The organism is Orrella sp. 11846 (genome assembly GCF_048820935.1).
Lineage (GTDB): Bacteria > Pseudomonadota > Gammaproteobacteria > Burkholderiales > Burkholderiaceae_B > Algicoccus.
The window spans coordinates 1-9,709 of the sequence record NZ_JBMERD010000029.1; the positions used below are offsets into that span (position 1 = coordinate 1).

10 protein-coding genes and 1 pseudogene are annotated in these 9,709 nt (G+C 49.1%); 9 read left to right on the forward strand and 2 right to left on the reverse strand.

What is annotated here, in order from left to right:
• Positions 1-991, reverse strand: a 991-nt coding sequence (locus ACOI06_RS14205; RefSeq protein ID WP_420663254.1) for a solute carrier family 23 protein, incomplete at its 3' end; no start/stop codon positions are given.
• A gap of 116 nt (positions 992-1,107) precedes the next feature.
• Between ACOI06_RS14205 and ACOI06_RS14210 the strand changes: the two genes are divergently transcribed.
• The 9 genes from ACOI06_RS14210 to ACOI06_RS14250 all read left to right on the forward strand — a co-directional run bounded on the left by ACOI06_RS14210 (position 1,108) and on the right by ACOI06_RS14250 (position 8,503).
• Positions 1,108-1,566, forward strand: a complete 459-nt coding sequence (locus tag ACOI06_RS14210; RefSeq protein ID WP_420663255.1) for a hypothetical protein — start codon at positions 1,108-1,110, stop codon at positions 1,564-1,566.
• 128 nt (positions 1,567-1,694) lie between these two features.
• Positions 1,695-2,690 (forward strand): TRAP transporter substrate-binding protein, encoded by a 996-nt coding sequence (locus tag ACOI06_RS14215; RefSeq protein WP_420663256.1) that lies wholly within the window; start codon positions 1,695-1,697, stop codon positions 2,688-2,690.
• Between the two features lie 19 nt (positions 2,691-2,709).
• Positions 2,710-3,249: a TRAP transporter small permease gene (locus tag ACOI06_RS14220; protein WP_420663257.1), complete on the forward strand. Its 540-nt coding sequence runs from the start codon at positions 2,710-2,712 to the stop codon at positions 3,247-3,249.
• Positions 3,243-4,532, forward strand: coding sequence for a TRAP transporter large permease (locus ACOI06_RS14225; protein ID WP_420663258.1), 1,290 nt, complete (start codon positions 3,243-3,245; stop codon positions 4,530-4,532). The genes ACOI06_RS14220 and ACOI06_RS14225 overlap by 7 nt, the downstream gene beginning before the upstream one ends.
• A 14-nt stretch (positions 4,533-4,546) precedes the next feature.
• Positions 4,547-5,290, forward strand: coding sequence for a GntR family transcriptional regulator (locus ACOI06_RS14230; protein ID WP_420663259.1), 744 nt, complete (start codon positions 4,547-4,549; stop codon positions 5,288-5,290).
• Positions 5,291-5,344: 54 nt separating this feature from the next.
• Entirely contained in the window at positions 5,345-6,034 is a 690-nt protein-coding gene (locus ACOI06_RS14235) for a dienelactone hydrolase family protein (RefSeq protein ID WP_420663260.1), read from the forward strand.
• A gap of 27 nt (positions 6,035-6,061) precedes the next feature.
• Positions 6,062-6,853: an SDR family NAD(P)-dependent oxidoreductase gene (locus ACOI06_RS14240; protein WP_420663261.1), complete on the forward strand. Its 792-nt coding sequence runs from the start codon at positions 6,062-6,064 to the stop codon at positions 6,851-6,853.
• 306 nt (positions 6,854-7,159) lie between these two features.
• Positions 7,160-7,348 carry an OsmC family protein gene (locus tag ACOI06_RS14245; RefSeq protein ID WP_420663262.1) on the forward strand — a complete coding sequence of 63 codons (189 nt, stop codon included), beginning with the start codon at positions 7,160-7,162 and terminating at the stop codon, positions 7,346-7,348.
• Between the two features lie 39 nt (positions 7,349-7,387).
• The gene (locus ACOI06_RS14250; protein ID WP_420663263.1) at positions 7,388-8,503 is read left to right on the forward strand and encodes a linear amide C-N hydrolase; all 1,116 of its coding nucleotides are present in this window, start codon (positions 7,388-7,390) and stop codon (positions 8,501-8,503) included.
• Between the two features lie 27 nt (positions 8,504-8,530).
• Here the strand turns inward: ACOI06_RS14250 and ACOI06_RS14255 are convergent.
• A pseudogene (locus ACOI06_RS14255) lies at positions 8,531-9,639 on the reverse strand (IS3 family transposase).
• Between the last annotated feature and the right edge of the window lie 70 nt (positions 9,640-9,709).

Consider the following 9,709-nt stretch of genomic DNA (forward strand, 5'->3'; position numbering starts at 1 on the left):
CTAGAATAAATGGCAGTCGGGTGTAAATCCCGGTTTGCTGTAGATAACCAATCGAAGACACATAGGGGGCAAAAGGGACAGCACCCAACAACCCTGAAAACCCCACCCAAATACCTGAGATGGTTAAAGAACGCCGATAGTCACTGCGGCTTGTTTGCACCTGAAGAATAGGTTCGGTGCCTTTCATGGCCCCGAAGGTGTTGGCGAGATTTAGAATGCCGGTAATCAGACAGGTCACGATAATGCCGGTGTTCCATACGGGCTCTCCAAGTGGAAAGAATTCGAGTGTGAAGCCACTGAGAGTATGGTCGGAAGCGCTGTCTGTAAACGCTAGACTCCAGGCAATCCACCCGACAATCAAGCCAATTAGTAAGGCGTAACGAGCCAACCAGACTTTGGCTCTGACGGTGATGAATGTCACCAGACAGACGATGACGATGGAGAGCGCTGAGACGCTTAAATTAATCGTGGGCGCACCTTGCGCCTGACCAAAAGGTAAACCCAGCATGCCCTTCATAAAGATCTCAATGAGCTTGACGCCAAAGAGAAACATAAAGACACCCATGACACCCGGATTAAAGAGCCTAGCGAGCACATAGCCCAGACCACTTAAACCGATCACGATATTGACCAATGCGGACAAAAAGATACCAATCGCGAGACTGCCTCCGACGGTGGTGAGTGACATGCCTTGGTCGTGCGCAGAAAACGCCAGACTCAGAATGACTGCCCACCACAACCCAGACTGTCCTTCCATGACTGGACGGCGGTGCCCTAATAAACCCTGAACCACGCACGCAGCCCCCACCAACACAAAAGAGACTTGCATCAGCATCGTCATTTTAGCGAGTGAGAGATCAAACGCAGCAGCCACCGCAATCGGAATCACCAGTGTGTTGGTGAACATAAAAAGTAACCATTGCAAAGCAGCTAAAACGGTATTGGGGTTGAGGAGTGACTGAAATAAAGGTGGTTGGGTTTGGGGTGACATGGATGCGCCAGAAAGGTGAGCAATTTTTAGGCACCTATTCTAGTAGGTCGACTAGATTGCGTCGAGTGTTTGCGACAATGGTCTTATCAAAGTATTGGCCACTAGGAGAAGAACTCATGCGTATAGACAAACAATTCGTCAGATTAAGTCATCGCAGTGGACGCAAACTGGTGCTGATGGGGGTAGTTTCAGTTAGCTTGATGCTTGCCGCAATATCGGACGTCAGTGCGCAAAGCTACCGAGGAACTGGAGATCTATTCGGTCAGGGTTGGGAATCGGATGGTCGAGGCGGGTATCGCGGGACAGGCGAGAATTTTGGCAAAGGCTGGGAGTCTGATGGCCGTGGGGGCTATCGCGGAACTGGTGATAATTTTGGTCAGCGGTGGGAGTCCGATGGTCGCGGTGGTTACCGAGGCGGTGGGGATCATTTTGGGAAAGGCTGGGATTCTGACGGGCGCGGCGGGTATAGAGGGACAGGTGATAATTTTGGGCGCGGTCTGGAATCAGATGGGCGAGGTGGTTATCGCGGGACAGGCAAAGATTTTGGGAAAGGTTGGCAAAAGCATAAACGTTAAGCAATTTACCCGCCTTGCGTAAGGGATAACCCGATTGTGGTTGAGAGATTGTGTCGATAAACTCCGTACCTATTCAATAATTACGGACTTATTAAGCCGAATTGATCTGCTATCTCAGAGGAGCCACTATGAAGTCATCTCAGTTCTGGAAGTTAAACACCTTGTTTGCCGCTTGTGCATTGTCGATGAGTGGCGTCGTGAACGCACAACAGCATCAATGGGATATGTCTTTGGCTTGGCCAGCAGGCAACTTTCAGACTCAGAACGCAGAAGTGTTTGCGCAGCAAGTCAAAGATGCGACCAATGGCGAGCTTGTGATTACCGTGCACCCCGGCGGGGAACTCAATATTAAAGGCCCAGATACATTGATGGCCGTTGAAAATGGTTTGGTGCAGGTTGCAGACATGCTCGTGTCGCAGCAGGGTGGTGTGGAGCCTTTGTTCGGTATGGATGCTTTGCCAGGGCTGATTGCGGGTCAAGAAGAAATGAAACTGTTTCTGAAGCACGCTCGACCTGTCTATGATGAGTTGGCACAAAAACATAATCAAAAAATTCTCTACGCAGTGCCTTGGCCATCACCCGGTATGTTTAGCAAACGCCCGATCGCGGAGCCCAAAGATATTGAAGGTCAAAAAATTAGAGCGCATGACAAGCCAGCTTATGAGTTCATGAAGGAATTGGGTGCAGTGCCTTCACAAATGCCTTGGGGGGAGGTGGTTCCCGCATTGGCAGCAGGCACAATTGATGGCGTTGGAACTTCAGCCTCATCGGGTGTGGATGGCAAGTTTTGGCAATTTACACCCAACTTTGTGCCCCTGAATTGGGCCACATCACTGAGCATGGTGACAGTCAATCAAGATGACTGGGACAAATTGAGTGCAGAGCAGAAAAAAGCGGTTGAGTCCGTGATTGAAAAGCTCGAGCCTGAATTTTGGGCCATCAGTGCGCAGCAAGACGAGAAAGCACTGACTATCTTACGCGACAACAAGATGAACATTACCGAGCCATCTGCTGCACTGAAAGCTGAAATCTCTCGGGTCGGACAGCCCATGTGGGACAGCTTTGCCAAAGCTGCAGGTCCTCAGTCACGCAAGCTTTTAGATGCGTATCTGGCAGAACGCTAGCCTTAATGACTGATCTGACATGAATCGTGTCTTACGGCTAATCGATCGGCTGTGCATTCTGGGTGAGGGCACAGCCATCGTGTTTTTATATGGCATTGCAGGGCTGATGCTCTCAGAAACGATTGCGCGCAGCTTTTTTAATCAAAGCATTGCGTTTTCTTGGGAGTACAGTGCTTATGCCATGGCGGGCGCTTTTTTTCTGGGCTCGGGCAATGCGTTGCGCACAGGCGCGCATATTCGCGTGACGTTTATGCAATCGGTTCTGCCCAAACGTCATCACAAGACGCTTGACCTGATTGCGACCGTGATCGCAACCGCTTTAGTACTGATCATTACGATTTCACTCTGGATGCTGGTGCAGCGCTCGATGGGTCGTGCAACGGTGTCTAACACCGTGATGCAAACGCCACTCTATATTCCGCAAGTGATTGTCTTTGTCGGGGCGTTACTTTTGTTGTTGGCGTTTTTTGCGCGTCTTGTGCGCGTGCTTCGAGGGCAACCTGCGCAAGTGGACAGCTCACAGTCAGCGACTGACTTGCATAAGGATGACGCATGCTAGCGATTACGATCGTCACTTGCGCTGGCTTACTGCTGTTCTTGGGCGTGTCTGTCTGGGTCAGTTTGAGCTTATTCGGTGTGGGTTATGTGGTTTTGATGTTGTTTAAACCCAATTTGCCACTCGATGTGCTCACAGGTCAAATCTTTTGGACAACCACCACCAGTCAAGAGCTTTTGGCTTTGCCGTTGTTTGTGCTGATGGGTGAAATTCTCGCTAAAACCAGTATCGGTCGATCTTTGTTTTCAGGGTTGGCGCCTTGGGTTGGGCGTTTGCCTGGTGGTTTAACGCACGTCAATGTGCTGGGTTGCACCTTGTTTTCAGCGATTTGTGGTTCATCAGTGGCGACTACTCAGATTGTGGGGCGGGTGACGTTGCCCGAGTTGGAAAAGCGCGGCTATAACGCGCGTTTATCGATTGGCTCATTAGCCGGGTCAGGCACTTTGGGATTTTTGATTCCGCCTAGCCTGATTATGATTATTTATGGGGTGCTTGCTTCGCAGTCCATTGTCGAACTGTTTATTGCGGGTATTGTGCCTGGGCTCGGGCTGGCTTTCTTGTACATGCTATTTATTATGCTGCGTGGCTCAAAACCTGCACAATCCGCTGTGCAGTTTAGTCGTCGTGATCGTTTAATTGGGTTGCGCCAGATCATGCCCGTCGTGGTCTTGATTGTGGCTATTATCGGTGCACTTTATCTTGGGTTTGCAGGACCCTCTGAAATTGCCGCAGTGGGGGTGTTTGGGGCAATTCTGATCGGTTGGCAACAGCGTTCATTAAGCTGGCGCAGTCTCATTGAAGCAGGTCGTAGTGCTGCTAGAACTTGCAGCATGATTGGTTTGATTATGGCAGGTGCGGCATTGATTGCCGTGGCCATGAGTTATTTGGGATTGCCGAAATATGTTGCGCAACAGATTGCGGCTTTGCATCTGTCACCGTTTGCGCTCATCGTCTTATTGTTACTGTTTTACATCGTGCTGGGGTGTTTTCTGGATGGTACGTCCATCATTGTGATGACCTTACCCATTGCGCTGCCCTTGGTGACACAAGCTGGCTATGATCCAATCTGGTTTGGAGTCTTTTTAGTGGTTGTGGTAGAGATGGCGCAGATCACACCACCGATTGGATTTAATTTATTTGTGATTCAGTCAATTACGAATCAGAGTTTGTCTTTTATTACCCGCGCGACGGTTCCGTTTTTTATCTTGATGCTGATTTGGGCTTTGGTTTTGAGTCTGTTTCCAGAGATTGTTTTATGGTTACCGGGGACTTTGCGTCAGGGCTGAATATGGAAACCTCTGTGAAATCACCAATAACCACCAAACAGCGCCCACTGTATCAGCAAGTGGCCGAACAACTGATCGCTGAAATTCAAACGCGGGCGATCGGATCTATTCTGCCGACCGAAGTGGAACTGTCTGAGAGTTTGGCGGTGAGCCGTCACACTATCCGAGCCGCCATGAGTATTCTGACTCAGCAAGGGTTGGTTGAGCGCGTGCGCCGTATGGGGACACGAGTTTTACGTCACACGCCCAATCAACGTTATGAGCAACGCATGGACGGCATAGACAACGTGCTAGAGTTTGCTGGCCGCAGTGTGATGCATATTCAGGCTGTGTGTCAGATGGCATTGCCCGACCCCGTTGATCCAGATATGGTAGGTTTAATGGATGCAACCGGTGCGTGCTTACAAGTCACCGGTGTGCGCCGTCTGACTGGTGAAGAGGTGAACTGCACTTGGACGCAGGTATTTGTGCCCGGTCGTTTTGCTGGGATACAGGCGCTTTTACCCAAAAAAACAGAGGCCATGTATCGTCTGATCGAAGATGTTTATCAGACGAAAGTTGTGAAGTTGTTACACACGATTACGGCAATTGAGCAACCGCCTTATGCGGTTCAAGCCTTGGGTTTGTCCCAAGGTAAGCCAGTGTTGGAAGTCAAAGCCTGGCTGTATGGTCAGGACGATGAATTAATCGAATTTGTGCGGTCTATTCATAACCCCGCCAAGGTCAGCATCCGGATGTCTACGGTGCAAGCTTCGTGATGCGCAAGGTTATCCAGCGCATCTTTTTGTAATGATAAATAGGAGTGTCAAAGAATGACTCAAGTCACGATTCAAAGCCAAGATGGTAAATCTTTCGGTGCTTATTTTGTGGCAGCTGCCGACGCGAATGCGCCGGGCATTGTACTGATCCAAGAAATCTTTGGTGTCAACGCCGCGATGAAAGCCGCCGCACAAGAATGGGCTGCACAGGGCTTTAACGTGGTTGTTCCAGATCTTTTCTGGCGCCAAGAAGCCAATCTCGAATTAGACCCAACCGTACAGGCTGAGTTTGAAAAAGGTGTGCAATTGATGCAAGGTGCCGATGAAAACGTGACGGTTTCCGATCTGGAAGCCACACGGGCCTGGCTTGAAGCCAAGATTGGCAACAACCGCATTGCCGGTTTGGGCTATTGCTGGGGGGGACGTCTGGTGGTGCGTATGGCAGCTGACACGGGTATTAAATGTGCGGTTAGCTACTATGGTGTGGGCCTTGAGCAATTAGTGCCTGCGACACCAGAAGCGGCTGTGCCCACACTCTTACATATTGCCGAATTGGACAGCTATGTGCCCGAGCCTGTGCGCAATACAATTTTGGCCAATGTGAAGACCCGTCCAGCGTGGGAAGCCTATGTGTATGAGGGGTGTGATCATGCGTTTGCCCGGCCAAATGGTCAGCACCGTGATGAAAACGCCACAACACTGGCGCAGACTCGCTCTCTTGAATTTATGAAAAAATACCTGTAAATACATCAAGGTGTGATGAATTAAATCATGAGCGTTTCTAAACCCGCTTCATGGCCAGCCAGTCTGGCCATTGATTTAAGTGGCAAGGTGGCCGTGGTCACCGGTGCTGGCTCAGGCATTGGACGTGCAACGGCACGGCGTCTAGCGTTGTCTGGCGTGCGTGTCGCCGCTTTGGATGTCCATGTGCAGCCTTTGCAACAGCTCTACGAAGAACTCAGAGCTCTGGGCGCTTATGTGGTGCCCTATGCGGTGAGCGTCACTGATCGCAATGCCTTAGTGGGCATTGCGGCTGATGTGCAGAGTCGTTTAGGTGATTGTGACATTCTGGTTAACAATGCCGGCGTTTTATTGCGCGGTGATTTTGTGGATGCGGATGCGGAAGTACTTTGGGATCAGACCATCGCTGTCAACCTCAAAGGGGCTTTTGTAGTTTCGCGGGTGTTTAGCGAGCAACTGATTGCCAATCAGGGTTGTGTCGTGAATGTTGCTTCGATCCACGCGTTTGTCGCTGTCAAGAACTCGGTGGCTTATACCGTGTCCAAAGGTGGCTTGAAACAAATGACGCAAGCGCTTGCCTTAGAGCTAGGACCCCAGTCTGTGCGTGTCAATGCTGTCGCACCGGGATTGATTGCAACGGACATGACGCGCAAGACGATGACCTGTCCAGATCAACTTAATCGGTTTTTAGAGCGTGTGCCTTTAAATCGTCCGGGTGACCCCGAACAAGTGGTCAATGCCATTTGTTTTTTGGTCAGTGATGCGGCGTCTTATATCACGGGTGTAACGTTGCCTGTCGATGGAGGGTATCTGGCGAACTAGGATGGAATTCAGAGGTTTTCGAGGGAGCGCGCTTCGAATACAGGACCGAAGTGGCTTGGTATGGTGGGGGAACGGTAGTTATGTTGTTGCTCGGCGCGTACGGAGCAGGTTGCCCGTTAGGTATTTCAGATAAACAGTGGCAGAAATTAACTGTCGAGCAGAAATTCAAAGCGCAATAGTAGCAAGCTGCATTGGATTTGTCTTGTCAGACCGTCGCGCGCAGCGACCCATTGCAACCTTTTGTGGCGACATTGCAGAGCTGTATTTGTGCCATTGGATGCATGATAGCGATACAACAAAAACTTTTTGCTAGGTCGTGCAACCAAAGGGCGTGCAGGTTTTATTAGCATCCATACGGATGTTAATATTGATGCAGATCTGAGTCACAAAGAAAAAGAAGCGTTTTTACAAGATATTGAAAAGCGTTGTCCCATCGCTGACAATATGTCGGGTGCCACACGACTGTCTGAACAGTCGTTTTCATTCTGCGCTTGATTCGGGATATTTTTTAAATGCCAAATCTTGGGATAAATTATGTGTACTTCACTGCTATACGTTGATGCGATGAACCGGCCTTATGTGGGTCGAACGCTGGAACTCAGTTTGGAGTTGCCGTATCTGATTGCCCGATTCCCTAAAAAAAAGGCATTGACATCATCGGTGTCTGGATATCCCTCGATAGACTATACGCTTAAGCATGCGATTCTCGCTGTGACGATGCCCAGTGAGCTACCGACTACAGCTGGGTTTGAGCCCCAAGGCTTAAAAGTGATTGAAGGCGTTAATGATGTGGGTCTTACGTTTAGTGTACAGTCCTACCCCCAAGCGGGTGGATCTCAGCCTGATCTAAAAAACGATTATCCCACCTTGTCGATTTTGGATTTAGGTACTTTTTTGTTGGGGCAATGTGCCACGATTCAAGAAGTGAAGTCGCTACTCTCGGATTTGCAAATTGTGCTCGAGCACGTTCCTATCTTGGGTGGCGTGCAAATGCCATTTCATTATTCCGTGCATGATGCAACAGGTGCGAGTCTGGTGATTGAGTTTCATCATGGAGTGCGTACGGTTTATGACAATCCGGTGGGCGTGATGACCAATGCGCCCCAGTTTTCCTGGCACCTAACAAATCTAAATAACTATACGTTTCTCTCGAATGTGGATCATTCACGGGGTCGTTTCATGGGCTACGATGTAATGCAACCTGGAAGTGGTACCGCTAAAACGGGATTACCTGGCACCGACAGTTCAGTTGATCGCTTTATCCGAGCTGTTTATTATGCCCAGTTTGCAGAAAAACAAACTGATGCTGACAAATCGGTGCAGATGGTCGCACACATCATGAATAATTTTGATCGCCCGCGCGGAATCACCATTGATCCGCCAGAGCAGGGCAGTGCGCATCTGGAAGTGGTGGGGCAAAAGCTTGATGCGGCCATTCCGACTGAGTTCACCAGCTGGACCAGTATCACGGATATTGAACGCCGACGCCTCTACGTGCGTGACAGCGCTGGAATGAATTATCTCTGTCTGGACCTAGCTGCGCAAGCTGACGCTACAAACTTTGCGGTCGTGCCTTTGCGTAAACTAGCCCCTCCTGTGACGGATTTGACGGCCCAGTTAGCCAATAGCGAAGCCAAACCAAACCCCTAATAGACCGCGCGTGTAACTATCCCAAACTTAACACAGCGCAGACGTAGAATATTGGTTGATTAAATACTTATTTTTGTACATCTGAGGGGTTAAATCCTCAAGTGAATCATGGGGTCTTTCTGTGTTGTAAATCTCCATCCATTGGGCCGTTTGTTGCCTTACTTCATTGAGGTTTTTGAATAAATATAAATCAAGCACTTCTTCTCGGCATGTTCGATTAAAACGTTCAATATAAGCATTTTGATAGGGGCTGCCTGGCTCGATGAAGTCAATGAAAATATTGTGCTTCTGAGCCCATTGCATAAAAACCTCAGAACGAAACTCACTGCCATTATCCACGCGGATTTTATTCGGATAACCGTGCCATAGGGATCACTCATCAAGATAACGTACAACACGCTGCGCTGGCATTCCAATGCCGATATCAATACCTAGCACCTCACGGTTGGAATCATCAATGACATTGAAGGTGCGATATCTCACACGGGTTTCTAGTGTGTCTGACATAAAATCCATGGACCATGTGTTGCCAAACTTGTCTGGCACATGGAGCGGCTCAGGGTTTCTTGGTGCTATCCGTTGTTTCTTTTTAGACCGCAGACTCAACTTTAAAGCCTGATAGAGGCGATATACACGCTTGTGATTCCATGGGTGACCCAATGCACGGATTCGCTTGAAGAGCTTTGGAAAGCCCCATCTTTTATGTTTTTCCGCCAATGTCTTTAACAAGTCAGTGATGACCGTTTCATCAATCTGCTTAGGTTTGTCATAATAAGCTGATCGGCTAATTCCGCTTACTTCACAGCCAAGACAAATAGAAACACGATGTCGTGCCTGCAGCGTTTGAACCCAAATCTTTCTTTCGGCCACAGGCACTATAGCTTTTTTATGATTTCCTCCTGCAACATGCTCTTTAGGCTGAGGTCTGCATACATTTGTTTGAGCCGTCGATTTTCTTCTTCGAGCGCCTTAAGACGGTGAACTTCTGAAACTTCCAAGCCGCCGTATTTAGCACGCCATTTGTAAAAAGTCGAGTTCGCAATACCGTATTGACGGCACAATTCAGTGATCGGAATCCCTGCTTCAGATTCTTTAAGAATGACCACTATCTGGGCTTCAGTTCTTTTTTTGCTCATCGTAAAACGCCTTGCCTAAGCATTGTAAAGATTCTACGTGTTTGCTGTGTGAATATAGGGGGTAGTTACA